The organism is Comamonas sp. FUJ_7 (genome assembly GCF_057369555.1).
On record NZ_JBXXZI010000001.1, the window covers coordinates 323,158 to 346,529 of the forward strand.

20 protein-coding genes are annotated in these 23,372 nt (G+C 58.9%); 7 read left to right on the top strand and 13 right to left on the bottom strand.

The genetic code is table 11. The annotated features are described in order from the left end of the window. Positions 1–17: 17 nt before the first annotated feature. Positions 18–1,454 (bottom strand): prolipoprotein diacylglyceryl transferase family protein, encoded by a 1,437-nt coding sequence (locus AC2I9W_RS01455; RefSeq protein ID WP_486408303.1) that lies wholly within the window; start codon positions 1,452–1,454, stop codon positions 18–20. Positions 1,455–1,659: 205 nt separating this feature from the next. On the opposite strand from AC2I9W_RS01455, the gene AC2I9W_RS01460 reads away from it, so the two are divergent. The 4 genes from AC2I9W_RS01460 to AC2I9W_RS01475 all read left to right on the top strand — a co-directional run bounded on the left by AC2I9W_RS01460 (position 1,660) and on the right by AC2I9W_RS01475 (position 6,008). Beyond that, positions 1,660–2,331, top strand: coding sequence for a response regulator (locus AC2I9W_RS01460; protein WP_486408693.1), 672 nt, complete (start codon positions 1,660–1,662; stop codon positions 2,329–2,331). After that, positions 2,331–4,112 (top strand): ATP-binding protein, encoded by a 1,782-nt coding sequence (locus tag AC2I9W_RS01465; RefSeq protein ID WP_486408304.1) that lies wholly within the window; start codon positions 2,331–2,333, stop codon positions 4,110–4,112. The genes AC2I9W_RS01460 and AC2I9W_RS01465 overlap by 1 nt, the downstream gene beginning before the upstream one ends. Before the next feature lie 172 nt (positions 4,113–4,284). Then, positions 4,285–5,010, top strand: coding sequence for a c-type cytochrome (locus tag AC2I9W_RS01470; RefSeq protein ID WP_486408305.1), 726 nt, complete (start codon positions 4,285–4,287; stop codon positions 5,008–5,010). 17 nt (positions 5,011–5,027) lie between these two features. Then, positions 5,028–6,008 carry a c-type cytochrome gene (locus tag AC2I9W_RS01475; protein WP_486408306.1) on the top strand — a complete coding sequence of 327 codons (981 nt, stop codon included), beginning with the start codon at positions 5,028–5,030 and terminating at the stop codon, positions 6,006–6,008. A gap of 86 nt (positions 6,009–6,094) precedes the next feature. Here AC2I9W_RS01475 and AC2I9W_RS01480 read toward each other — a convergent pair whose 3' ends face one another. Then, positions 6,095–6,985 (bottom strand): CoA transferase, encoded by an 891-nt coding sequence (locus AC2I9W_RS01480; RefSeq protein WP_486408307.1) that lies wholly within the window; start codon positions 6,983–6,985, stop codon positions 6,095–6,097. Positions 6,986–7,220: 235 nt separating this feature from the next. Between AC2I9W_RS01480 and ygiD the strand changes: the two genes are divergently transcribed. Further along, entirely contained in the window at positions 7,221–8,090 is an 870-nt protein-coding gene (gene ygiD, locus AC2I9W_RS01485; RefSeq protein ID WP_486408308.1) for a 4,5-DOPA-extradiol-dioxygenase, read from the top strand. 83 nt (positions 8,091–8,173) lie between these two features. On the opposite strand, the gene AC2I9W_RS01490 is transcribed toward ygiD, so the two are convergent. Then, positions 8,174–8,323: a hypothetical protein gene (locus AC2I9W_RS01490; RefSeq protein ID WP_486408309.1), complete on the bottom strand. Its 150-nt coding sequence runs from the start codon at positions 8,321–8,323 to the stop codon at positions 8,174–8,176. Between the two features lie 348 nt (positions 8,324–8,671). On the opposite strand from AC2I9W_RS01490, the gene AC2I9W_RS01495 reads away from it, so the two are divergent. After that, positions 8,672–8,869 carry a hypothetical protein gene (locus AC2I9W_RS01495; RefSeq protein WP_486408310.1) on the top strand — a complete coding sequence of 66 codons (198 nt, stop codon included), beginning with the start codon at positions 8,672–8,674 and terminating at the stop codon, positions 8,867–8,869. Between the two features lie 155 nt (positions 8,870–9,024). Further along, positions 9,025–9,462: a universal stress protein gene (locus AC2I9W_RS01500; protein WP_486408694.1), complete on the top strand. Its 438-nt coding sequence runs from the start codon at positions 9,025–9,027 to the stop codon at positions 9,460–9,462. A 165-nt stretch (positions 9,463–9,627) separates the two neighbouring features. Here AC2I9W_RS01500 and AC2I9W_RS01505 read toward each other — a convergent pair whose 3' ends face one another. From AC2I9W_RS01505 to gcvP, 10 genes are all read right to left on the bottom strand, one after another. Continuing rightward, positions 9,628–10,611 (bottom strand): Bug family tripartite tricarboxylate transporter substrate binding protein, encoded by a 984-nt coding sequence (locus AC2I9W_RS01505; protein ID WP_486408311.1) that lies wholly within the window; start codon positions 10,609–10,611, stop codon positions 9,628–9,630. Between the two features lie 496 nt (positions 10,612–11,107). Then, the gene (locus AC2I9W_RS01510; protein ID WP_486408312.1) at positions 11,108–11,863 is read right to left on the bottom strand and encodes an SDR family NAD(P)-dependent oxidoreductase; all 756 of its coding nucleotides are present in this window, start codon (positions 11,861–11,863) and stop codon (positions 11,108–11,110) included. 111 nt (positions 11,864–11,974) lie between these two features. Then, positions 11,975–12,688 (bottom strand): ABC transporter ATP-binding protein, encoded by a 714-nt coding sequence (locus AC2I9W_RS01515; protein WP_486408313.1) that lies wholly within the window; start codon positions 12,686–12,688, stop codon positions 11,975–11,977. Continuing rightward, positions 12,688–13,455: a high-affinity branched-chain amino acid ABC transporter ATP-binding protein LivG gene (gene livG, locus AC2I9W_RS01520; protein WP_486408314.1), complete on the bottom strand. Its 768-nt coding sequence runs from the start codon at positions 13,453–13,455 to the stop codon at positions 12,688–12,690. Before livG ends, AC2I9W_RS01515 begins: the two co-directional genes overlap by 1 nt. 52 nt (positions 13,456–13,507) lie before the next feature. After that, entirely contained in the window at positions 13,508–14,746 is a 1,239-nt protein-coding gene (locus AC2I9W_RS01525; protein WP_486408315.1) for a high-affinity branched-chain amino acid ABC transporter permease LivM, read from the bottom strand. Further along, positions 14,746–15,669, bottom strand: coding sequence for a high-affinity branched-chain amino acid ABC transporter permease LivH (livH, locus tag AC2I9W_RS01530; RefSeq protein WP_486408316.1), 924 nt, complete (start codon positions 15,667–15,669; stop codon positions 14,746–14,748). The genes AC2I9W_RS01525 and livH overlap by 1 nt, the downstream gene beginning before the upstream one ends. Positions 15,670–15,766: 97 nt before the next feature. Then, the gene (locus tag AC2I9W_RS01535; RefSeq protein WP_486408317.1) at positions 15,767–16,885 is read right to left on the bottom strand and encodes a branched-chain amino acid ABC transporter substrate-binding protein; all 1,119 of its coding nucleotides are present in this window, start codon (positions 16,883–16,885) and stop codon (positions 15,767–15,769) included. A gap of 349 nt (positions 16,886–17,234) precedes the next feature. Next, on the bottom strand, positions 17,235–17,924 hold the full coding sequence (locus tag AC2I9W_RS01540) for an RluA family pseudouridine synthase (RefSeq protein WP_486408318.1): 690 nt from the start codon (positions 17,922–17,924) through the stop codon (positions 17,235–17,237). Between the two features lie 13 nt (positions 17,925–17,937). Next, entirely contained in the window at positions 17,938–20,115 is a 2,178-nt protein-coding gene (locus AC2I9W_RS01545) for a PAS domain-containing hybrid sensor histidine kinase/response regulator (protein ID WP_486408319.1), read from the bottom strand. Positions 20,116–20,404: 289 nt separating this feature from the next. Beyond that, complete coding sequence (gene gcvP, locus AC2I9W_RS01550; RefSeq protein WP_486408320.1) at positions 20,405–23,302, bottom strand: aminomethyl-transferring glycine dehydrogenase; 2,898 nt, start codon at positions 23,300–23,302, stop codon at positions 20,405–20,407. Positions 23,303–23,372: the final 70 nt, after the last annotated feature.

The window sequence follows — 23,372 nt, forward strand, 5'->3', positions numbered from 1 at the left end:
AAACCTCTTGGTGGCTTTTATGGTTGGGGCGGATCGTGGGGGAGGACGCTTTGCAGCAACTCGATCAGGCTGGCGCGAGAAAGCTCTCCTGTACGCATGGCCTTGAGTTGTCCGTCAGCGTCATAAAAATACGTCGAGGGCAGGCCGCGCTGCTTCCAGTGCCGGCTGGCATGCTGCTCTGTGTCCAGAAGTACTTGCTCAGGAGGTAAAGGCATGGTTTGAAGATAGCGCAGCACGGTGGCTGCTTCTTCGCCTTGATTGAGCCAGATAAAGCGCACGTTCGGGTGATCTTTTTGCGCCTGCAGCAGTACGGGCATTTCGCGCTTGCAAGGTGGGCACCAGCTGGCCCACAGATTGATAACCAGGGGTTGGCCCTGATGGCGGCTCAGGTCTACGGACTGCGCCGCTACATTGACGAAGGCTTGGCTCGGTAGAGGAGTGTTTTGGCCTCCAGTGCTTGTCTGCATTCCGCTACCTGCTATCAATATCGAAGCTCCGGCAGCCAGTGCCTGAACGCTGTGCTTGCGCAGGACACCTGTGCTACGACTGCGCCACAGTGTCCACAGCAGTGCGGCCAGAAGGCCGGCCCAGAGGTTCCAGCCGCCGTCGCGAATGTCGATCATGCGTAGCAAAGCGGAAGCCAAGGGAGCTGTCTCTTCTGGGGTGCTTTGCCAATACTGACTGGCCCACTGAGCCACGTAGGCAATCCGCGCCATGAGCAAGCCAGCCACAGTGGCTTGAAACAGTACGGACTCCACGGGCTGACCACTGCGTAGCTGCTGGCGCCTGGCCCACCATTGGCTGGAAAACAAAGCCAGAAAAACGACCACTGCCATGGTGGGCAGGGTAATGGGGCCCAGCAGGAGGCTGGGGGGGAGATGCAGCCAGCTCAGGCTAGAAGAGGGTGCAGGATTATCGTCAGTTGCGATAGGGTCGCTCGGTATAGAGGAGCCTTGTTGCAGAGGCAAGCTCAGTTGCTGTGCCGTGATCTGTATTTGCTGGGGCGGATAGCACACACCGATGTCGGCACAGCCCTGCCATTGCAGCTGCAGCGGCCATTGCAGGCCTTGTGAGGGTAGAGCGGCAGTGGCACTCAGCGTGTTGCGAAAGACTTGCACGGTGCCGAAGAAGGCGTCGCTCAGCACCTGGCCTTCGGGCAGCGTGACAGCCAGGGGCTGCCCTTGTGCATCTGTCAGGCGAACCTGCTCTCGGTAAAGGTAGTAACCGGAGGCAATGCGCCAGCTGAACTCAAGCGTCTGCGCTTCATCAGCTTTGATGGCTGACAGCATTGGTGGCGCAAGAGTGAATGCCTGCTCGGCGCTGAGAACATCACTGCCGGAGCCGCTTTCTTCAGCATGGAGGCTGGGAATGCTGAGCGGCTGCGCCCCAGACGTCAATCCCGTCAGCAAGGCCGCTGAGAGCACAAAAAAAGCAATAAGGGGGCGCAAATGCATGAGGTTGCTGAGAGTGCTTGCAAGTGCCTGATGAGGCCGGGATTGAGAGGAGGTCTGGCTCATCTTGTGTGCATGGGATTAAGCAGGGGTTAACGCTGAGGAAAGATAAATCTGCGATGCTTGTCGCATTTCGATCAAGAAGGGCGCGCAACGGGTACTTACTTCGGCAAGAGTCGAGGCTACTGGCGGGTGTGCGATGACGACGATGCATGTACTGTTAGTAGAAGATAACGCTTTGGTTGCCAGCGGGGTCAAAACGGGCCTGCAGTTACAGGGCTTTGGTGTGGATGTTGTGGGCAGTGCCGCTCAGGCAGATGCGGCCATCAAGTCCTCCCACTTTGATGTGTGTGTGCTGGATCTGGGCTTGCCTGATGAGGATGGCTTGCAACTGCTCTCACGCTGGCGTCGGCAGGCGGTGGAGCTGCCCGTGCTAGTGCTGACGGCTCGTGATGCCGTGGGGCAGCGCATTGAGGGCTTACAGACGGGGGCTGACGACTATCTAGTCAAGCCTTTTGATTTACACGAGCTTGCCGCGCGCCTGCATGCTTTGCTGCGCCGCGCGGCCGGGCGCAGCGTGGACTGGATTGTGCTCGGTGATGTCAAGGTGGATCTGGCTGCCAGCCAGGCGCTGCGCGATGGTGCGGCAGTAGACCTGTCTCGACGCGAGTGGGCGCTGCTGAGCGCTTTGCTGCAGTCTCCCGGACGGGTGCTCAGCCTGGAGCAACTGAGAGACAGCCTTTATGGCTACAGCCTGGATGTGGAGAGCAACGCGGTGAACGTACATGTGCACCATCTGCGCCGCAAGCTGGGTACGGACATTGTTGAAACCGTGCGTGGCGTAGGCTTTAGGCTGGGGCGCGTGCAAGGAGCGCGCTGATGCGCAGCCTTCGTGTTCGCTTGCTGGTTTCCCTATGTCTTGTGCTTTGCACGCTATGGGGCGGTGTGGCGGCATGGATGTTTGCCGGCATGCGACATGAGTTGCGCTCGGTGTTGGATGATCGCCTGATCGCATCTGCCCGCATGGTCGCAGGCATTGTTCACCAGTTCAAGCCGCATAACGCCAGCCCGGAAGACTGGGGGCCTATGCTGAATGTAGTGTCGCGTGATGGCGTGGCTTGCGAGGTCAGCCTGTTGCGCAGCGAAGTCCACACAGCACCTGCGTCCCCTCAGCAAGAGCAGCATGCGAGACAGGACTCGCGGCAGGGGCTGATTCCAGCCTCTCCGCTAGACGCTCCTCGTACTGCACCGCGCAGAGGTACAGAGCAAGAGCCCGCTGCAGACAGCGCAGTGCAGCCGCAGGATGCGAGCGATGACTCCCAGGTGCTGGCGCGTACAGCAGGGGCTCCAAGCTTTCAAACCCCTTTGCCTCTGGGCTTCTCGACCATCAGCAAGGGAGGCAAGCCCTGGCGCACTTATGTGCTTGAAGAGCATGGTGTGCGTATTGCAACGGCAGACCGCATTGATGTGCGCGAAGGGCTGGTGCATGGATTTGCCTACACCATCATCTTGCCTTTCGTGTTGGCGCTGATGGTCAGCCTGGTATTGATGTGGTGGGTGGTGACGCGCGGGCTGCGTCCGCTGGAGTCACTGCGGCAAGAGCTCAGTCAGCGACCGCCTGGAGATGACTCTCCCGTGACTCAGGGTCGGCAGGTCAAAGAGCTGGCTCCATTGGTGCACACCATCAACCATTTGCTGCAACGCGTGCACAGTGCGATTGAGCGCGAGCGCCGTTGGAGCGACGACGCGGCCCATGAGCTGCGTACACCGCTGACGGCGGTGAAGACCCATGTGCAGGTTGCACAGATGGCCGTATCCAGTGCCGGAGTGCAGATGGTGACTGCGAAGACGCAGCTGAATCCGGGTGCAAGCGAAGCAGTGCCGATTGCCGACACCGATCAATGGAAGATGACGACCCAGGCACTGGAGCAAGCTGGTGAAGGGGTAGAGCATCTGCAGCATACGCTGGAGCAGCTGCTGTTGCTGGCCAGGCTGGACTGTCAGCCGGTGAGCGCCGATGAAACAGGCTCTCGGGCCATGCCTTGCGGAAGCGAGCCAGCCTGTGCATGGGATGCGCTGGAGAAGGCTTGGGAGTTGACGGCAACGGCCATACCTTCCGGGCAGCATCGGTTGCAATGGCTGCCGGGACAACGACAAGACGATACTTTTTTGCAGGATGTGCGAGTGGTGGTGCCGCAGCCATTGCTTGTCTCTGCATTGCGAAACTTGATGGAAAACGCGCTGCACTACGGGCAAAATGCACATGATCTGGCGAGAAAGTCGCAGGTGCTGCTGGGGGTGAAGCACATTGAGAAGCTGGATGTGCAGTCAGGAGATAGTTTGAGTGCAAGGCCTGTGAGTGAGGCGGGCTATGTGGAGTTCACCGTGCTCGATCATGGGCCAGGCCTCAGTGAAGAGGACTGCGCTGTCGCGACGCAGCGCTTTTGGCGCAAGCAGCATCAGGCTCATGGCAGTGGGCTGGGGCTGGCCATCGTGCAGCGTATTGCTCAGTGCAGCGGTGGTGCTCTTGAGCTACTCTCGCTTGCGCAGTGGCTCCAACGCGAACAGCGCTGTATCGAGGTTGAGGGGGACTCGATGACCGGACTGGTGGTTCGCCTGCTCTTGCCGGTCAAGTCCTGCGCGCAGCTCTCTGCTGACTGACGCGGATGAGGGATCCCATGGCAGTTAATTACTGCTTAATCTTGTGCAGGTATTGTTGGCTCATGTGCTTGCTGTCACGGGGGATATATGCCGGGCAGCAGAAGTCAAACTTCGGCGTCTAGCACACGCCTGATGCGCGGCAAATGAGCGCCGCATCAACCCCCTTCCCAAGATGAATCGCTTGAACACAAAGACCCTGCCCCGGTCGTGGGTGGCTGTCGGCATTTCCATGCTGATGGCGACCAGTGCCTGGGCACAAGAACCCGCTGCAGCTACGGCTGCACTGAACGGCAATGTGAGCGCCGGCGCCAAGATCGCTCAGTCCGGCTCTGCTGGTGGCGCCGCAGCCTGTGTAAGCTGCCACGGTGCCAAAGGTGAGGGCCAGCCTGGCTTTCCGGCCTTGGCTGGACAGCATTCGGGCTACCTGGAGCGTCAGCTGAACCAGATGGCTGCCGGTGCGCGTCAGTCGGCAGTCATGGCTCCTATGGCCAAGGCTCTGAATGAGCAAGAGCGCGCTGATGTGGCGGCTTATTACGCCAGCCTGCAGTTGCCTATCAAGGGTGTGCGTGGGGCTTTGCCCGGCAAGGACGACGACAATGGAGCCTGGCTGGTCGAGCGTGGACGTTGGGCGGATGGTATTCCTGCCTGTGCTCAGTGTCATGGCCCAGGTGGCGTGGGCGTTGGCAAGGACTTTCCAGCCATCGGACACCTCACTGCTGACTATATGCAGAGCCAGATTGATGCTTGGAACAAGGGGCAGCGTGAAGCAGGACCTCTGGGCTTGATGGGTACAGTTGCCAAGAAGCTGACTGCTGATGACATCAAGGCCGTGGCAGCGTATTACCAGCGTTTGCATAACCCCGCCGCTGCTGCACCTGCAGCGCCAGCAAAACCTTAAGCGTTGGGGAGTTGACTATGTCGGACCAACAAAAAACTGCTTCCAAAAGTTCCAATATTGCTGAATACGCCGTAGTGGCCTGCATGTTTGCAGGTCTTGGCGGTGCGCTCTGGTATGGCATGAGCGTCAGCAGCCCAGACAAGGCCAAGGAGCCTGCACAAGTCGCTGCGCCCGCAGCAGATGTCAAGGCGGTTGCTGTCTCAGCCAAGCCTGGAGAATTTACTCCTCCAGGTGAGAAAGACTACCCGGAAGGCCCAGCGGGCGAATGGGTGCGTCGTGGTGAGGCGATCTTTACTCGTACGCCTGCCAATGCAGTAGGCTACTCTGGCAACCCCTTGAGCTGCACGAACTGCCACTTGGATGCTGGCCGCTTAAAGGGTGCTGCTCCCATGTGGGGTGCCTACCCCATGTATCCGGCGTACCGCAAGAAGACGGAACACATGGACACGTTTGCAGAACGCGTGCGCGGCTGCTTCATGTACTCCATGAACGGCAAGGCGCCTGAAGACGGTCACGAGATCTTGGTGGCACTGGAAAGCTATGCCTATTGGATGGCTCAGAAGGCACCTACCGGTGAGAAGCTGCCTGGAGCAGGCTTCAAGAAGGCAGCCCAGCCTGAACAGACACCTACCTATGAAGCAGGTGCCAAGGTCTATGAAGCCAAGTGCGCGCTATGCCACGGTAGCGATGGCAAGGGTCAATTTGTGGGTGATATCGCTGTATTCCCGCCACTGTGGGGCAAGGACTCCTACAACTGGGGCGCAGGCATGCACGAAATCGACAAGGCGGCCAACTTCATCAAGAACAACATGCCTTACGGCAATGCAACCTTGACGGATCAGGAAGCCTGGGATGTCTCCACGTTCATCAATAGCCAAGAGCGTGGTCAGGACCCGCGTTTCAATGGCGACCTGAAGGCAACTGCTGAGAAGTACCATGCCGGCAAGTACACCTTGTACGGCAAGGAAGTGAATGGCAAGGTGCTCAAGGGGCTGTAAGCATCCCTTGTGTGCTGTATCCAGCCAATGAAAAAAGGCCAGCTCTTGAAAGAGAGCTGGCCTTTTTTGCTATCCAGCTGCCAAGGCTAACCACGAGTCATGGCATACAGAGGGATATCTTTTTCCTTCGCCAGCTGACTGAGCTGTGCACAGTTGTGAGCTGCAAAGAAGATGGCAATGCCCCGGTGCACTTCCTGCCTGCGCATGTCCTCATGGTGTGTGAATGACATGCCTGCAACAGCACATAGACGTTGGGCAAAGTGGGGCTCCAGTGCTGCAACCGCCACGATACCGTCGCTGCAGGGGTAGATGGAGTAGCCCGCATGGGCACCACCCACATCGCCCAATGGCTGCGTCAGCCCCCAGGTCCAGGGCAGAGCTTGCCATTGAGCGGCCTGGGCCAGGCCGATATCTCGCACAATGCCACGTCCTGTACGGAGGCTGACGAGCGCGGCTTGTAGCACAGCTTCACTGGCCATGAGTGCACCAGTCATGTCGGCGAACAGGCTGGGAGGAAGCGTGGTGCTGGTGATCAGACCGGCTTCTGCCTGATAGGTCAGGTCATGTCCGGGCATGTCAGCGAACTGGTCTGCGCTACCGAAAATTCTCACCATGGAGAGCTTGGGGTAGAAGGTCTGTAAATCCTCCCAAGCCAAGCCCAGCTTGTTCAATGCCGTGGGTCGAAATGAAGTCAAGAGAATATCGGTGTGTGCCAGTTGCTCATGAAGGCTGCGCTGTCCTTGAGGCGTTTTGAGATCCAGTTGAACCACTTGCACGCCATCGTGCATCTGAGCGTAGGCTTCGGGGCAATACATCGCCATGGGGTCGCTGCTGCGCCCATCTGAAGTCAGCGGCTCAATTTTGTGGCAACTGGCCCCCATGCTGACGCAGCGCCACAGGGCTGCAGGTCCAGGCAGGTTGAGGCAAAGGCTAAGAATGCGAAGCCCTTGCAGAGGACGGGGTGCTGCATCTGACATAAAAACTCCTTGTGTATGGATTTTGTAGCGCAGATGGAATGCAGTGAAGTACTTTCAGGACAGTCTGTCTTATGACTGAGGCTGCGCAGAGGGATTGCACTGTGGCAAGCTAACCCCATCTTGAAAGAGCACCGGTCAACGGTGTATTTGATTGACTGAGATGCGTAAACGCACGCTTTTGTCCCTGAGCGGCGCTGTGATTGCAGCAGCTGGCGGGGGCTGGAAGGTCTATTCCATGAATTCCATTTCCTCTTCTGTACTGCCAGAGCAGTTGCTGCAGCAACTCAAACCTTCTCCGCGCATGCCGGTTATGTTCCTTGGGCATGGCAGCCCCATGAATGTGATTGAAGATACGCACTGGCGCCAAAGCTGGAAAGCTCTGGGGCAGGAGTTGATGGAAAAAGGCATTGCACCACAACTTATTTTGTGTGTTTCCGCGCATTGGTTGACAGAGTCAGAGTGGGCTTTGACTGCCATGGCCCAGCCGCGAACCATTCATGACTTTGGCGGCTTCCCCCAAGAGCTGTTCGATCAGCAATATCCTGCGCCAGGAGCCCCGGAGGTTGCCAGGCAGTTGGCTGCTGAGCTTCATTCGCCACTGGATGGTTCAGGTCTGTTGCTGGATCAGCAATGGGGCTTCGATCATGGCACCTGGTCTGTCCTGCTGCCCATGTTCCCTGCTGCAAAAATTCCCGTGATTCAGTTGAGCATGCCTTATGGCCTGTCTCCAGAAAAGCACTTCGAGATGGGGCAGCAGTTGCGAGCCTTGCGTGACCGAGGCGTGCTGATCGTCGGCAGTGGCAATATCGTGCACAACCTGCGGGCGATGCGTAGAGATGTCACTGACAATCAGGCCTTTGACTGGACCATTCAGTTTGACTCTGAGGTTCAGCAGCGTTTTGACAGCGGCAATCTCGCCGAGCTGAGCACCTTTCTGGAATGGGGTCCTCAGGCGCGTCTGGCACACCCTACACATGACCACTATCTGCCTTTGCTTTATGCGGTAGGTGCTGTGCATGAGAAAGAAGCTCCGCGCATTTTTAATGCGGCATATCAGTACGGTGCATTGGCCATGCGCTCAGCGATATGGGGCTTTGAGGCCTGAGGGCTAGCGCAATAGTTGAAATTTGAAGTGCCCACGAAAAAGCCACCTTCTCAGGTGGCTTGGCAATTGAAGAACGCGCTTTCTTAGAAGGCATCGACGCTGTACTCACCTTCTGGAGGTGGGTTTTGCGACAGCATGCGCAGTACTTCTTCCGGGGAGCGTGGGTCGGGTAGGGAAGTCACAACCTCCTGCGTCGCTTTGAGTTCTGGATAGGCGGCGTATAGGTAAGTCATGGCAACTCCTTGAAGGGGTGAATGGAAACTGGTGTAGATGATCTTTTAACGCATGATCATGTCAGTTGGTTGACAGGAAAGTCAAAGAAATGAAGATAGCCCAAAACTGGGAACAATCTTGATACCGTTCGTTAGGTGGCTTGACTTGCTTACATCTTGAATACCAGTGCGGTTGGCTTGCTAATAGACTCCCACTCATGAAGAAGTTGTTTGGAGTCTCGGCGCTTGCGCTGTTTTTATCAGGTTGCTACGCCACAGGGCCTGGTTACAACTACGGCTACAGCGAGACCTATGTTTATCAGCCCTATGGCGGCGTTTACTACGCTCCTGGATATCGACCTCCAAGACATGTACATCACCATCATGCCCATCGACCGCCAGTGCATAGACCACCCCATGGGCATGGGGTACATGGAGGACATAGACCGCATCCTGGTCATGGCGCATCGGGAGGACATCGCCCTCCAGGCCAGGGTGGGCATAGACCATCGGGAGGAAGGCATCCAGGTTCTGGCTCCGGGCATCCTCATCGCTAAGTCGGATTAAGACCAAACTGCTCTCTCGTTCATTGTGCCGTGCACCAGCCAGAGTTGATGCACGTCAATACGGTGGCGCATGATGAGGGCAGACTCGTGTCATCGCAGAAAGCGGCAGCGTTATATGCGTTGCCGTCAGTCACCTCAAAGGAGAAGCACATGTCCATGTTCAATCACATTCTGGTCCCGGTCGATGGCTCCAAGCCCTCCATGCTGGCAGCGCGCAAGGCCGCCGAGCTGTCCAAGGTCTTCGGCAGCGCAGTGACTGCGGTGTATGTCGTGGATCCTTATCCTTTTACGGGCGTTGGCGCGGATTTTGCCTATGGCCAGTCTCAGTATCTAAGTGCGGCCACGGCAGAAGCCAATACGGCGCTGGATGCGGTAAAGACCATCATGGAAGAGGCTGGTGTCTCCGTGAAGACCGTGGTGGGTGAGGGGCATGCCGTGCACGAAGGCATCGTCAAAACCATGGACAGTGTGGGCGCCGACCTCATCGTCATGGGTTCTCAGGGCCGTCGTGGCCTGGAAAAGCTGATGCTCGGCAGCGTCACCCAGCGCGTGCTGGGCGCCGTCAAGATACCTGTGCTCGTAGTCCGCGAATAAACAAGCAGAGCTTAAAAAACAAAGACCTCCATTTGGAGGTCTTTTTTATGGGGCAATGCCGAAAATTAAGCATGCCCTGAACGTAAGAGACAGCAAGCAAGGGCCGCCCCGCAGCGATGCTGTCGTCCCCCTTTCTGGGGGAAGCGGCGTAAGCCGCTCAGGGGGTTATTGAATCGTCGCGCCAGAAGCCTCAACAATAGCCTTGTTGGCTTTGAAGTCTGCCTGGAAGAACTGTTCAAAGGCTTGCACGCTCATGGCCTGTGGCTCGGCTCCTTGTGTCTGAATCGCTTCCTTGATTTCGGGCATGGCCAGCAGCTTGTTCACTTCTGCATTGACCTTGCTCACGATGGGCGTGGGCGTGTTGCGGGGCATGAAAATGCCGTACCAGGTGCTCACGTTAAAGCCCTTGAGGCCGGATTCGGCCAGAGTGGGAGTGTCAGGCAAGGAGGTGGAGCGGCTTGCCGAAGTTACAGCGATTGCCCGCAGCTTGCCGGACTTGATCTGGCCAATGGCAGAAGGCACGGACGACACAAGCAGGTCCACATTGCCGGCCAGTGCATCCATCATGGCGGGGTTGGAGCCCTTATAGGGAACGTGGGTCAGTTGAATGCCAGAGGCTTTCTCCAGCATCACGCCAGCCAGGTGAATGCTGGTGCCGTTGCCAGGAGAGCCATAGGTGATCTTGGCGGGGGTTTTCTTGGCGGCCGCCACCACGTCGGCCAGCGTCTTGTAGGGCGAGTTGGCAGATGTGGCAATCACGATGGGGGTGTAGGCCACGTGAGCTACAGGCGTCAGGTCCTTGGTGGGGTTCCAAGGCAGGCTTTTATAGAGATAGGGGCCAAGAACGACGTTGTCCTTTTGGCCCATGACCATGTCATAGCCTGTGGGAGCTGCCTTGACGACTTCGGTAATGCCAATCGTGCCGCCTGCGCCTGAGCGATTGTCCGGGACCACAGTCCATTTGCTGACTTCGGTGAGCTTGTTGGCAATCAGGCGCGAAAGAATGTCCGTGCCGCCGCCGGGCGGAAAGGGCACGATCATGCGTACGGGTTTGTTGGGGTATTCGGCGACGGGGTTTTGGGCAGCTGCGGAAAAGCTCAGACTTGCACAGGCAATCGTTGCCGTGCTGAGGATGATTTGGCGAAACATGAAAAAGAAGCTCCAGAGACGAACGGGGGAGCGCTGCTTCAAAAGATGGCGGCGCGGTCGCGGCTGGTGTCCTGAGCTAAAGATCAGGAGCCAGAGTCACGGAAGGTGGGCTTTTCGATGATCGGGGACGGTGGTTCCGCCATCAATGGGTATTTGTCTTTACCGGAGAGCGCTGGCCGTGCCGTACAGACATAGCCAGCATCCGCACGCGCTGCATGGCAGGGTTGCTGCCGGTGCTAGCACGGGGGTAGCGTACCGATCGGGTGTCGCTACCAATGTGGCCCACGGGTGCGGATTGCAGTGTTTCGCTCAGCGCGAAGCTGTTTGAAAAGCTGTGGAAACATTTTGCCATGTATGCCGAGCTGCCAAGGTCTTGGTGCAGGAATAGACCAACCTGGCACACAGCCTTTTCGTGCTCAGACGAAATCAAGCTGAAAATAGCTGCAGTCCATTGGCCAGCATAGGATTACAGCTATTCTTTTTTGAATCTATAAAGTCAGGCTTGCCGTACGTCGGCAATCACTTGTTCGCCAAAGTCCGGGCGTGCCAGCCAGGCCAGAACACGGGCGGCAGCATCCGCAGCCGAGGTCAACTGGCCATGGCTGTGCAGGCTGGCAAAGCGCTCCACATCGGGAAAGCTGTCGGCAGCTGCGCTGCGCAGTTGCACCTGCATGTCGGTGTCGATGACGCCGGGGGCGAGTGAAACAATGCGTGCGCCGTTGGGCTTGGCAGCCTCTTCAAGTGCTACACAGCTGCTGAACTGGTCCATGCCCGCCTTGGCGGTGCAGTAACTGGCTTGCGATGCCATGGCACGGCGACCCAGACCTGAAGAAATATTGAGCACCTTGCGTGGCACGCTCCAGTTGTCGGTGGCCGCGAGAAAGGCGCCGGTCAGAGCCATGGGGGCTTCAAGGCCTACACGCATGGCATTGATGACGTCGGCGGCGGACACCTTGGAGAGCGGTGCGATCTGAGGGATGACACCGGCGTTGTTGATCAGGGTGATGCTGCCCCAGTCACCTGGATTGAGCGTTTGCAGCCAGGCTGTCAGCCGCTGTGCGCAGGCCTCGCTCTGGGCCAGATCTTGCTCCCATTGCAATAGCTGATCGGGCTCACTGACGCTTGATTTCAGGGCAGTACTGCTGGTACGGGCGATGCTCAGCAGATGGCTTCCTTGCTGCAGCAGTTGTTGCGCCATGGCAAGGCCCATGCCACGGGAGCCGCCGGTCAAAATCGTTAAATGCTTGGTCATGGCAGCGATCTTACGAGGGATTGCTAAGCTAAAAAACAAGCCTCGCAGGGCTTGTGCCGAGCGAGGCTTGATGTGAGGTTTGAGGTGAACTGGATATGAGGGACCCACGCCTCAATGGCCCAGATAGGCCTTGCGAACCTCGTCGTTGGTCAGCAGATTGGCGCCCGTATCTTCCAGCACTACCTTGCCGGTTTCCAGCACATAGCCGCGATCGGCAATCTGCAGGGCGCGGTTGGCGTTTTGCTCGACCAAAAACACGGTCACGCCCTCGGCGCGAATGGTCTGAATGATCTCGAAGATCTGCGCAATGATCAGCGGTGCCAGGCCCAGCGTGGGCTCGTCCAGCAGCAGCAGGCGCGGCTTGCTCATCAGCGCGCGGCCAATGGCCAGCATCTGCTGCTCGCCGCCCGACATGGTGCCCGAGCGCTGCGTGGCCCGCTCCTTCAGGCGTGGAAACAGCTTGAACACATGCTCTATGCCATCGGTGATCTCGGCCTTGTTCAGAAAGAACGCGCCCATCTGCAGGTTCTCGGTCACTGTCAGGTCCTTGAAGACGCGGCGGCCCTCGGGGGAGATGGCAATGCCGCGGCGCATGATGTGGTGGGTAGACATCTGGGTGATGTCTTCGCCCTCAAACACAATGCGTCCGCCACTGGCGCGCGGGTTGCCGCACACCGTCATCAGCAGCGATGTCTTACCCGCACCATTGCTGCCGATCAGCGTGACGATCTCGCCCTGATTGACATGCAGACTGACTTGATTGACCGCGCAGATGGCGCCGTAGTGGGTGGAGACCTGCTCCAGTTTCAACATGGGCTGGCTCATCAGGCTTCTCCCAGATAGGCCTTGATGACCCGTTCATCATTGCGAATGGCCTCGGGCAGGCCCATGGCGATGGGCTTGCCGTACTCCATGACCAGAATGCGCTCGGACACGCCCATGACCAGACTCATGTCGTGCTCGATCAGCAGCACGGCCACACCGTATTGCTTGCGCAGCTCGTCAATCAGGTGCTGCAGGTCTTTTTTCTCCTGCGGGTTCAGTCCGGCGGCAGGCTCGTCCAGCATCAGCACGCGAGGCTTGGTGATCATGCAGCGCGCAATCTCCAGCCGCCGCTGGTGGCCATAGGCCAGGTTGCCAGCCTCGCGGTTGGCGAACTGACGCAAACCCATCACATCCAGCCACTTCAGCGCGTTGTCGACTTTTTCAGCCTCTGCGCGGCGATAGCCGGGAGTATTGAATAGGCCGCCCAGCATGGTGGATTTGGACTGGCGATGCTGGGCGACCAGCAGGTTCTCCAGTGCCGTCATGCTCTTGAACAGGCGCACGTTCTGGAAGGTGCGCACCACGCCGTGGTTGGCCACTTCATGGCTGCTTCTGCCTTCCAGATTCTTGCCGTCAAGCACGACGGAGCCGCTGGACGGCTGGTAGAAGCCGCTGATGCAGTTGAACACCGTGGTCTTGCCTGCGCCGTTGGGGCCGATGACGGCAAAGACTTCCTGTGGGCGCACGTTCAGGCTGATGCTGTCCACGGCCAGCAGACCGCCGAAGCGCATGCACAGGTCTTTGACTTCTAGCAAATACTCGCTCATGCGCTTGTCCTGCCTGTGGTTGTAGTTATGAAAGTGATAGCGTTGAAGCGACTCATGCCTTGACCTCCACCTGATGGCGTTTCATGGGCAGCAGGCCTTGGGGGCGCCAGACCATCATCAGGATCATCACCAGGCCAAAGATCAGCATGCGGTACTCGGAGAACTCGCGCGCCAGCTCGGGCAGCACCGTCAGGATGATGGCGGCCACGATGACACCCAACTGCGAGCCCATGCCGCCCAGCACCACGATGGCCAGAATCAGCGCTGACTCGATAAAGGTAAACGACTCGGGGTTGACAATGCCCTGGCGGGCCGCAAAAAAGGCTCCGCCGAAGCCCGCAAACATGGCGCCCAGCGTGAAGGCCGAGAGCTTGATCTTCATGGGGTTCAGTCCCAGGGAGCGGCAGGCGATTTCGTCCTCGCGCAGCGCTTCCCAGGAGCGGCCAATCGGCATGCGGATCAGGCGGTTGCTGATGAACAGCGTGATCATGGCCAGCAGCAGCGCCATCAGATAGAGAAAGATCACCATGTGCATGGAGTTGAACTCCAGCCCGAAGAACTGGTGGAAGGTGGTGCCGTCTTCGGTCATGGGGCTGCGCGTCATGGGCAGACCGAACACCGTGGGTTTTGGGATGCTGGAGATGCCGTCAGGGCCGCCCGTGAAGCTGTTCAGGTTGACCAGCAGCAGGCGGATGATTTCACCAAAGCCTAGCGTCACAATGGCCAGATAGTCGCCGCGCAGGCGCAGCACGGGAAAGCCCAGCACAAAGCCGAACAGCGCCGCGGCAGCGCCGGCCAGGGGCAGGGCTTCCCAGAACGACCAGCCAGCCCAGTGGAACAGCAGCGCGTAGGTATAGGCACCCACGGCGTAAAAGCCCACAAAGCCCAGATCCAGCAGACCGGCAAAGCCTACCACCACGTTCAGGCCCAGACCCAGCATCACGTAGATCATGGCCAGCGTGGCAATGTCTACAGCGTTGCGGCCCGCAAAGAAGGGCCAGGAAGCGGCCATCATCAGCACCACAAAGATGACGACATTGCGTGTGCCCGACTTCATCTCGGGCATGGCGGGCAGGCTGACCTTGGGCAATTTGCCAGTCAGCAAAGGCTTGAGCATCTGCACGACAAACACGGCAAGACAGGCCCAGAGCGTCCACCGCCAGTCAGGCACGATGTTGGTGCGCATGCCAGCTCGCTCCAGGTGCAGGCTGAAGATGGGAGTGACGACGATGGCCGTCATCACCGTGGCGATCAATGCATCGCGCAAAGCAGAGGAAAAGCTGTACTTCATCAGACTTTCTCCACTTCAGGTTTGCCCAGCAGGCCCGAGGGGCGGAACATCAGAATCGTGACCAGCAGGCCAAAGGCCACGATGTCCTTGTATTCCGAAGAGATGTAGGCGGCGGCAAAAGTCTCTGCCACGCCCAGAATCACGCCGCCCAGCATGGCACCGGGAATGGAGCCAATGCCGCCCAGCACGGCGGCTGTAAAAGCCTTGATGCCAGCCAGAAAGCCGATGAAGGGGTTGAGCTTGCCCACGGCCAGTGCAATCAGCACACCACCCACGGCAGCCAGTACGGCACCCAGCACAAAGGTGAAGGAGATGACCTTGCCTGTATCGATGCCCAGCAAATTGGCCATGTGCATGTCTTGCGCGCAGGCGCGCGAGGCGCGGCCCATGCGTGAATGCTTGATGTACATGGTCAGCGCAATCATCAGCACCACCGTCACCACGATGATGAGAATACGGGTGTAGGGGATGAAGACCTCAAAGTCCCCCATGTGGAAGTTAACGGCGCCGGGCAGCAGCGACGGCACGGCCATGTCGCGAGCACCCTGACCCAGAGCCACCCAGTTCTGCAGAAAGATGGACATACCGATAGCCGAGATCAGCGCCACCAGACGCGGGCTTTGCCGCACCGGTTTGTATGCCACCTGCTCGACCACCAGCCCATAGACGCCGGTGACAAAGATGGCGACCACCAGCATCAGGCCGATGATGGCCCAGATGGGCAGGCCGCTTTGCGTGCCTATGGCTGAAAGTGTGACGAGGCCTATATAGGCCCCGATCATGTAGATGTCACCGTGCGCAAAATTGATCATGCCGATGATGCCGTAGACCATGGTGTAGCCAATGGCGATCAGGGCGTAAATGGCTCCGAGTGAGAGCCCGTTGAAGAGCTGTTGTATCAGCTGGGGGAGAATGTCTGACATGTAACGCCACCCTTGAAACAGGAAAAGGCCCGAGGGCCATATACGGATATCCGGAGGCCTGGCCCCTGCCTTAAGCCCCCGGAAGAGAGTGGTGGAATTACTTGGCCAGCGACTTGCTGCCGTCCTTGTGCCACTGGAAGACCTGGAAGTCAAAGGAGTTCAGGTCGCCCTGCTTGTTCCAGGAGACGGGGCCCAACACGGTGTCTACGGTGGACTTGTGCATCCAGTCGGCTACCTTGGTCGGGTTGTCGCCCGCAGCCTTGATGGCGGCCAGCAGAGACTGAGTGGCGGCGAACGAGGTCAGCTGGAAAGCGCCCGAAGCATTGCGCTTCTTGTCGGCAAAGGCCTTGACCACGGCAGCGTTCTTGGGGTTGGCTGCAAAGTCGGCGGGCAGTGTCACCAGCATGCCTTCGACGGCGGGGCCGGCAATGGCGTTGACTTCAGGGTTGCCCACACCTTCTGGGCCCATCATCTTGACCTTCAGGCCTTGCTCGGCAGCCTGGCGCAGCAGCAGACCCATTTCGGGGTGGTAGCCGCCGTAGTAGACAAAGTCCACACCTGCGCCCTTGAGCTTGGTAATAACGGCGGAGTAGTCGCTGTCGCCAGCGTTAATGCCTTCAAACAGCGCCACGGGCACGTTGGCCTTCTTCAGGTCGTCGCGCACGGAGGATGCAATGCCCTGACCGTAGGACTGCTTGTCGTGCAGCACGGCAACCTTCTTGGGCTTGATGGTGTTGACGATGAACTTGGCAGCCGCAGGGCCTTGCTGGTCATCACGACCGATGGTGCGGAAGATGAAGTGGTAATTCTTGCCGTCGGTCAGTGCGGGAGATGTGGCCGAGGGGGTCACAACGACCACGCCTTCGTTGTTGTAGATGGGGGCAGCTGCAATCGATGCGCCTGAGCAGACGGGGCCGACCACATAGCCGATCTTGCTGTTGACCACGCGGTTGGCTGCCACAGGGCCTTGTTTGGGCTCGCAGGCGTCGTCCACGGGAACCAGCTCAACCTTCTTGCCACCAATGCCGCCGGCGGCATTGGCCATTTCCACGGCGGTGCTTGCACCTTCCTTGACCATGTCGCCGTATTGAGTCAGCGCGCCGGTGGTGGGGATGACTAGGGCGATCTTGATTTGGGCATGCGCGGTGGAGACCAGGGAGGCACCAGCCAGACCCAGGGCGGCAACAACGGCTTGCATGCGGAACGGAATGCTCATGAGGACTTCCTTCAATCTCGAGAGATGTTCGAAAAACGCGAGCACTGCCATGGCAGTTCGCGCAAAGAAGCTCAGATTAAACGAGCCGTTACTGAAGGCAACAGGGTATGCAGGGGGTGGTGCAGAAGGTCGGTTTTTGCTATGTCGTGCATAGCAACTGGCGCACGCTTGGTATCGGTTTGAGCTCATTTGCGCTGCAAATGTGCTGTCTGGCTCCCAAAGGTCTAAAAATGGCAGGAATGACAGTCCCTTGCCGGGCTGCGGCTGTCTCAGCTGCTTGACATTTGATGGATTTTGTTGCGGCGCGGCAACTCTCTGGAGGAGGCTTGTTGTTCAGGGTTGATGCAGCTTAAAAAGTGGGTTCGCTTTTGAGCGTCAACAACTCTTGCGTGACGGGGTGCTGCAGCTCCAGCTCGCAGGCATGCAGCAGCAAGCGCGGTCTTGCGCGGGCCAGCTCTTCACTGGCATACAGCGCATCTCCCAGTATGGCGTGGCCAATGGCAGCCATATGCACGCGTAACTGGTGGGTGCGCCCAGTCAGCGGGCTGAGCAGAACCCGGGTGCAGGGGAGTTGAGGGTGTTCTGGCGGGTGTTCTATGTGCTCAAGCACCTGCCACAGGGTTTGACTGCTTTTGCCTGTTTCATGATTGATGACTCGCAACGGGCGACGCTCCCAGTCGGCGGCAATGGGTAAATCAATGCGCTTCCAGTCATTGGCATCGGCGCTGGAAGAGGGGACTTGCAAAAGACCAGCCACCACTGCGACATAGTGCTTGCGGACCTGGCGTTCGGCAAAAGCCTGGCTGAGCTGGCGCTGCACTTCTATGTTGCGGGCCATGAGAACCAGGCCGGAAGTGGGCTGATCCAGCCGGTGCACGATCAAAGCATCGGGCCAGTGCTGTTGAGCTCTGGCACTTAGACAGTCTTGTTTGTCGGGGCCACGTCCCGGCACGCACAGCAGGCCAGAGGGCTTGTCCAGCACCAGCAAGTGCTCGTCTTCATATACACAGTTCAGCACGCTCATTGCGAGGCTATTCATGAGACAGCAGCAATCAGGAGTTGAGCAGCTCATGCACCGTGGTGCAGAACTCCTGTACGTCATTGGGTTTGTGGATCAGGGCCTTGGCCCCTGAGGCGATAGCCTCCTGCTCGATCTCAGCAGTGACATAGCCTGAAGCCAGTGCAACTGGCAGGCGAGGATTGGTCAGCAGCACCTGCTTTAGCAGATCAAGGCCGCTAAAGCCCGGCATGTTGTAGTCGGTGACGACAAGATCAAAGAGTAGGGGTTGCTTTTGCAAGGCTGCCAGAGCTGCATGCGGGTCGGTGAAGGTCGTGACTTGATAACCGCGGCGGCGCAGCAGGCGATCAAAGAGAAAGACCAGAGCTTGATCGTCGTCCACATACATGACATGGCTGGCGCGTGCTGCCTGCTGCAGTTCTGGCTCAGGGGCCTCGGGTTTGTCCATGCGCAGTGGAGGCTGGGCGGCAGGGTTTGTGGGGGAGCCGAGTGGGAAATAAAGCGTAAAGCAGCTGCCCTGTCCAAGCTTGCTGTGTACATCGACAACTCCGCCGTGGGTGCGCATGACGCCATGCACGACGGACAGGCCCAGGCCTGTGCCTTGGCCTACGGGCTTGGTGGTAAAGAAGGGCTCGAAAATACGTCTTTGGGTTGCAGCGTCCATGCCAGGGCCGGAGTCCTGAACCATGAAAGCAAGGTACTCAGCCGCAGGAAGCCCCAGACGCTCGCACAGGAGGAGGTCCGGCGTAATGCGCATGGCCTGCATCTTGATGACACCACGTCGATTGCCAATGGCCTGTATGGCGTTGTTGCAGAGATTAAACAAAGCCTGTTCCACCTGTGTGGGGTCGGCCATCAGCGGCGGCAGGCCTTCACTCTCCAGAACCTGAAGACTAATCGAAGGGGGAAGGGTTACACGCAGCAGGCGGACGGTGTCTGACATGACCTCCTGCACATGTACGGGACGACGCTCGGGCGAGTCGTTGCGACTGAAGGTCAGAATCTGGCGCACCAGATCACGCGCCCGTCGGCCGGCTTTTTCAATCTCGCGCAGGCTTTCCATGACAGCTGCGTTGTCCAAGCTGTCGGCCTTGGCCAGCTCGACGTTCCCAAGGATTGCTCCCACGATATTGTTGAAGTCATGGGCAATGCCACCAGCCATGGTACCCACAGCCTGCATCTTGTGAGACTCGCGCAGCTGTGTCTCAAGTGCATTGCGCTGAGCTTCTGCACGTTTGCGACTGGTGAGATCGCGCGCAAAGATGGTCGTGGTGTCGCCACTGCTTTGGCGCTCGAATGAGACGCTGATTTCCACCGGAATTTCGCGCCCCGATACCGTGAGTCCCGTCATCTCGCCAAGCACGGCATGAGTGGTCAGCGATGCAAAGCTCAGCGCCTTGGCAGCATTGGGCAGAAAACGCTCCAGCGGACTGCCCAATGCATCTTGCGGAGAGCATAGAAACAAGGCCGCAGCCGTTGGATTGAAGACGGTGATCTGCTGCTGCTGATCGAGGCAGATGATGGCGTCCAGCGATGAGTTGATGACCGACTCCAGCCGGCGCTCGCTGGTATAAAGTTGCTGATTGCGTTCCTGTAGCGCCTTGCGCTCGGCCAGCAAGGGGCCTTGATTGACTACAGCGCACAGATACTGCCAGTGCGCCGGGCCATTTTGCTGAGGCACGACAACACCCGCAACATGCAGGTCGGCACATAGTTCAAAGCTTTTGGTGATCTGGAAGCGCACTTCATGGGCTTGCGCGCGGCCCAGGAGCTTGGCCTGAGCGAATGCAGCGTTGACGCGATCAATGTCTTCAGCGTGCACAAAAGGCTTGAAATTGATCAGTAGCCGGTCTTTTTCCGAGGGCTGAAACGCCCGGTGAGCCATGGCGTTGGCCTGAACGACCATATCGTACTCGTCGACCACCAGCAAGGGCAGCGGAATGCTGGCAAACAAGGTCTCGAAGCGCTCGGAGGCACTCTCAGCCACGGCCTGGCTGTAATTGAGGACCTCGTTCTGCAGCTCCAGCTCATGCTGGTAGTTGCGCAGCTCGGCTACCAGCGCCTGCAGCGGGTCTTCATCGTCAGGAACCAGGGGTAGAGTCTGCGCACTCAATCCCAAAGGAATCGCACCAGGGACCAGGAGAGCATGCAGAGGCAGGTCGTCTTCAAGCTCGGGTGGCAATGGTGTAAATGGTGGTTCTGAGGCGGTCATGAAGCAGGTGCCAGGCTGAGCTGGTCAGCAGCAATAATCTGCGCAGTGTAAGCCGCGCAAGCTTGCAGTCTGGTAACAAGCCATGGCCTTTGTGAGCGGCTAGGGAGCCGGCCCAATGGCCTTGGAGCAAATGTCCGTTTTGAAGGCCGGGGCCTTTAGAGACTCTCTTGTTCACTAAATGATAGCTTTTTGCTCCCTCTCTATAAGGTTTCTGACTTTTTGTTCCGCCTAAAAAGGAGACTGTGTCGTACCTGCAGTCACAGTCCTTCTCAGATGCCAGAGGTTTGCCTCAATCTGTATAGGCCTTCAGGGGCACGCAGCTGCAGAACAGGTTGCGGTCGCCGTAGACGTTGTCCACGCGCCCTACAGGGTTCCAGTACTTTGCGCGGCGCAGGGCGGGTAGGGGGTAGGCCGCAGCTTCGCGGCTGTAGCTGTGCTTCCAGTCGGCCGCGAGCAAGGCCTCGGCCGTGTGCGGCGCGTTCTTGAGCGGGTTGTCGTCCTGCGGCAGCTTGCCCGCTTCAATCTCGGCAATCTCGGCGCGGATGGCGATCATGGCTTCGATGAAACGGTCCAGCTCGTAGAGATTTTCGCTCTCGGTAGGCTCAACCATCAGCGTGTTGGGCACGGGGAAGGACAGCGTGGGCGCGTGAAAGCCGTAGTCGATCAATCGCTTGGCCACGTCCTCGGCCATCACGCCGCAGCTTTCCTTGAATTGGCGCAAGTCCAGAATGCATTCGTGCGCCACATGGCCGTGCTCGCCCGCGTACAGCGTGGGGAAGTGGTCTTTGAGGCGCGCGCTGATGTAGTTGGCGTTCAAGATCGCAGTTTCGGTGGCGAGCTTGAGGCCGGGTTCGCCCATCATGCGGATATACATCCAGCTGATCGGGAGCACGGCGGCGTTACCCAATGGCGCTGCGCTGACGGCGCCTACATTGCGCACATCGCCGCCCGTAGCGTGGCCAGGCAGGAAGGGCACCAGGTCTTCGACGACGCAGACGGGGCCAACGCCGGGGCCGCCACCGCCGTGGGGAATGCAGAAGGTCTTGTGCAGATTCAGGTGGCTGACATCGCCGCCAAACTCGCCGGGCGCTGCCAGGCCCACCAGCGCGTTCATATTGGCGCCGTCCACATAAACGCGGCCGCCGTGGCTGTGTACCAGTTGGCACAGCTCTTTCACCTGGGTCTCGAACACGCCGTGCGTGCTGGGGTAGGTGATCATGATGCAGGCCAAGTTGGCGCTGTGCTTTTCGCACTGGGCCTTGAGGTCGGCCATGTCCACATTGCCCTTGTCATCACATTGGGTGACGACGACCTGCAAACCGGCCATCTGCGCACTGGCGGGGTTGGTGCCGTGGGCGCTGGAGGGGATGAGGCAGATATTGCGGTGCGCTTCACCCTTGGATTCGTGGAAGGCCTTGATAGCCAGCAAACCGGCGTACTCACCTTGCGAGCCCGCATTGGGCTGCAGGCTGATGCCCGCATAGCCGGTGGCCTGACATAGCCAGCCGCGCAGCAATTCATCCAGCTCGGCGTAGCCTTGCAACTGGTTGGCGGGTGCAAACGGGTGGATGTTGGCAAACTCCGGCCAGGTGATGGGAATCATCTCGCTGGTGGCGTTGAGCTTCATGGTGCAACTGCCCAGCGGGATCATGCTGCGGTCCAGTGCCAGGTCCTTGTCGCTCAAGCTGCGGATATAGCGCAGCATGGCGGTTTCGGAGTGATGGGTGTTGAAGACCGGGTGCGTCAGATAGGCCGAGCTGCGTTGCAGCGCTTCGGGAATCAGCGAGGACGGACCTTCATCCATGGCTTCAATGGTTGGCAGGGCTTGGCCGTCTTTGGCGAAGATGCTCCAGATCAGCTCCACATCGGCGCGGGTCGTGGTCTCGTCCAGGCTGATGCACAGGTACTCATTCCAGGCTTTTCGCAGGTTGGCGCCCTTGGCCACTGCGCGAGCAGCTATGGAATCCGTAGCGTCCTTGGTGTGCAGGCTGATGGTGTCAAAAGCCGTGTCATGGTGGTGAGCGCTAAAGCCCAACTGGGCCAGACCCCGGCTCAAAATCGCCGTGAAGCGCGCTACGCGCTGGGCGATGCGCTTGAGGCCTTGCGGACCGTGGTAGACGGCATACATGCTGGCGATCACTGCTGGCAGTACCTGGGCCGTGCAGATATTGGAGGTGGCTTTTTCGCGGCGAATATGCTGCTCGCGTGTTTGCAGCGCCAGGCGATAGGCCGGCTTGCCATGCACATCGACGCTGACGCCGACGAGGCGCCCTGGCAGCGAGCGCTTGTATTCATCACGGCAAGCCATAAAGGCCGCGTGGGGGCCACCGGCGCCCATGGGCATGCCAAAGCGCTGGCTGTTGCCCACCACAATGTCGGCCCCCCATTCGCCGGGCGGCGTCAGCAGGGTCAGGGCCAGCAGATCGGTGGCCACAATGGCGGCGGCCTGCTTGGCGTGAATGACATCCACATCGGCCTTCCAGTCCACAATCCAGCCGCTCGATGCGGGGTACTGGATAACGGCGGCGAAGAAGTCGCCGGCCAGCGCCGCCTGCCACTCGGCCTTGCTGTTGGCCACCATCACTTCCATGCCAATGGGCGCGGCGCGGGTCTGTATGACTTCGATGGTCTGCGGGTGTAGGTCACCGGCCAGCACGATGCGGTTGCTCTTGGATTTGACCGAGCGCTTGGCCAGTGTCATGGCCTCGGCGGCTGCCGTGGCTTCGTCCAACATGGAGGCGTTGGCGATGGGCATGCCGGTCAGGTCGGTCACCATGGTCTGGAAGTTGACCAGTGCTTCCATGCGGCCCTGTGAGATTTCGGCCTGGTAGGGGGTGTAGGCCGTGTACCAGGCGGGGTTCTCCAGAATATTGCGCAGGATGACGCCCGGTGTGTGCGTGCCGTAGTAGCCCTGGCCGATAAAGCTTTTGAGAATCTGGTTCTTGTTGGCAATGGCTTTGAGCTCGGCCAGTGCAGCAGCTTCCGTCACCGGTGCTGGAAGGTCCATGGGTTTGGTGCGCGCGATGGAGGCAGGTACGACCTCGGCGATCAAGGCCTCTAGCGTGGGCTTGCCAATGGCGGCCAGCATGGTCTGCTGCTCTTCGCGATCGGGGCCGATATGGCGGGCAATGAACTCGTGCTTGTTTTCCAGAGACTCAAGCGTAGCAACGGGAGGGAACATCAGCATGGGAGGGACCTATTCTCTAAAGCTGTGACTGGCGATTCCTGGCTGGTGGAACCGGGCATAAAAAAGCCTT

Excerpts from the sequence above, each read along its gene's own strand:
- AC2I9W_RS01470 (WP_486408305.1), top strand. The coding sequence starts at position 4,285 with ATGAATCGCTTGAACACAAAGACCCTGCCCCGGTCGTGGGTGGCTGTC.
- AC2I9W_RS01510 (WP_486408312.1), bottom strand. The coding sequence starts at position 11,863 with ATGACCAAGCATTTAACGATTTTGACCGGCGGCTCCCGTGGCATGGGC.
- AC2I9W_RS01515 (WP_486408313.1), bottom strand. The coding sequence starts at position 12,688 with ATGAGCCAGCCCATGTTGAAACTGGAGCAGGTCTCCACCCACTACGGC.
- AC2I9W_RS01455 (WP_486408303.1), bottom strand. The coding sequence starts at position 1,454 with ATGCATTTGCGCCCCCTTATTGCTTTTTTTGTGCTCTCAGCGGCCTTG.
- AC2I9W_RS01545 (WP_486408319.1), bottom strand. The coding sequence starts at position 20,115 with ATGACCGCCTCAGAACCACCATTTACACCATTGCCACCCGAGCTTGAA.
- AC2I9W_RS01535 (WP_486408317.1), bottom strand. The coding sequence starts at position 16,885 with ATGAGCATTCCGTTCCGCATGCAAGCCGTTGTTGCCGCCCTGGGTCTG.
- AC2I9W_RS01500 (WP_486408694.1), top strand. The coding sequence starts at position 9,025 with ATGTTCAATCACATTCTGGTCCCGGTCGATGGCTCCAAGCCCTCCATG.
- AC2I9W_RS01465 (WP_486408304.1), top strand. The coding sequence starts at position 2,331 with ATGCGCAGCCTTCGTGTTCGCTTGCTGGTTTCCCTATGTCTTGTGCTT.
- AC2I9W_RS01495 (WP_486408310.1), top strand. The coding sequence starts at position 8,672 with ATGTACATCACCATCATGCCCATCGACCGCCAGTGCATAGACCACCCC.
- AC2I9W_RS01460 (WP_486408693.1), top strand. The coding sequence starts at position 1,660 with ATGCATGTACTGTTAGTAGAAGATAACGCTTTGGTTGCCAGCGGGGTC.
- livH (WP_486408316.1), bottom strand. The coding sequence starts at position 15,669 with ATGTCAGACATTCTCCCCCAGCTGATACAACAGCTCTTCAACGGGCTC.
- AC2I9W_RS01490 (WP_486408309.1), bottom strand. The coding sequence starts at position 8,323 with ATGACTTACCTATACGCCGCCTATCCAGAACTCAAAGCGACGCAGGAG.
- livG (WP_486408314.1), bottom strand. The coding sequence starts at position 13,455 with ATGAGCGAGTATTTGCTAGAAGTCAAAGACCTGTGCATGCGCTTCGGC.
- ygiD (WP_486408308.1), top strand. The coding sequence starts at position 7,221 with ATGAATTCCATTTCCTCTTCTGTACTGCCAGAGCAGTTGCTGCAGCAA.
- AC2I9W_RS01505 (WP_486408311.1), bottom strand. The coding sequence starts at position 10,611 with ATGTTTCGCCAAATCATCCTCAGCACGGCAACGATTGCCTGTGCAAGT.
- AC2I9W_RS01475 (WP_486408306.1), top strand. The coding sequence starts at position 5,028 with ATGTCGGACCAACAAAAAACTGCTTCCAAAAGTTCCAATATTGCTGAA.
- AC2I9W_RS01525 (WP_486408315.1), bottom strand. The coding sequence starts at position 14,746 with ATGAAGTACAGCTTTTCCTCTGCTTTGCGCGATGCATTGATCGCCACG.
- AC2I9W_RS01540 (WP_486408318.1), bottom strand. The coding sequence starts at position 17,924 with ATGAATAGCCTCGCAATGAGCGTGCTGAACTGTGTATATGAAGACGAG.
- gcvP (WP_486408320.1), bottom strand. The coding sequence starts at position 23,302 with ATGCTGATGTTCCCTCCCGTTGCTACGCTTGAGTCTCTGGAAAACAAG.
- AC2I9W_RS01480 (WP_486408307.1), bottom strand. The coding sequence starts at position 6,985 with ATGTCAGATGCAGCACCCCGTCCTCTGCAAGGGCTTCGCATTCTTAGC.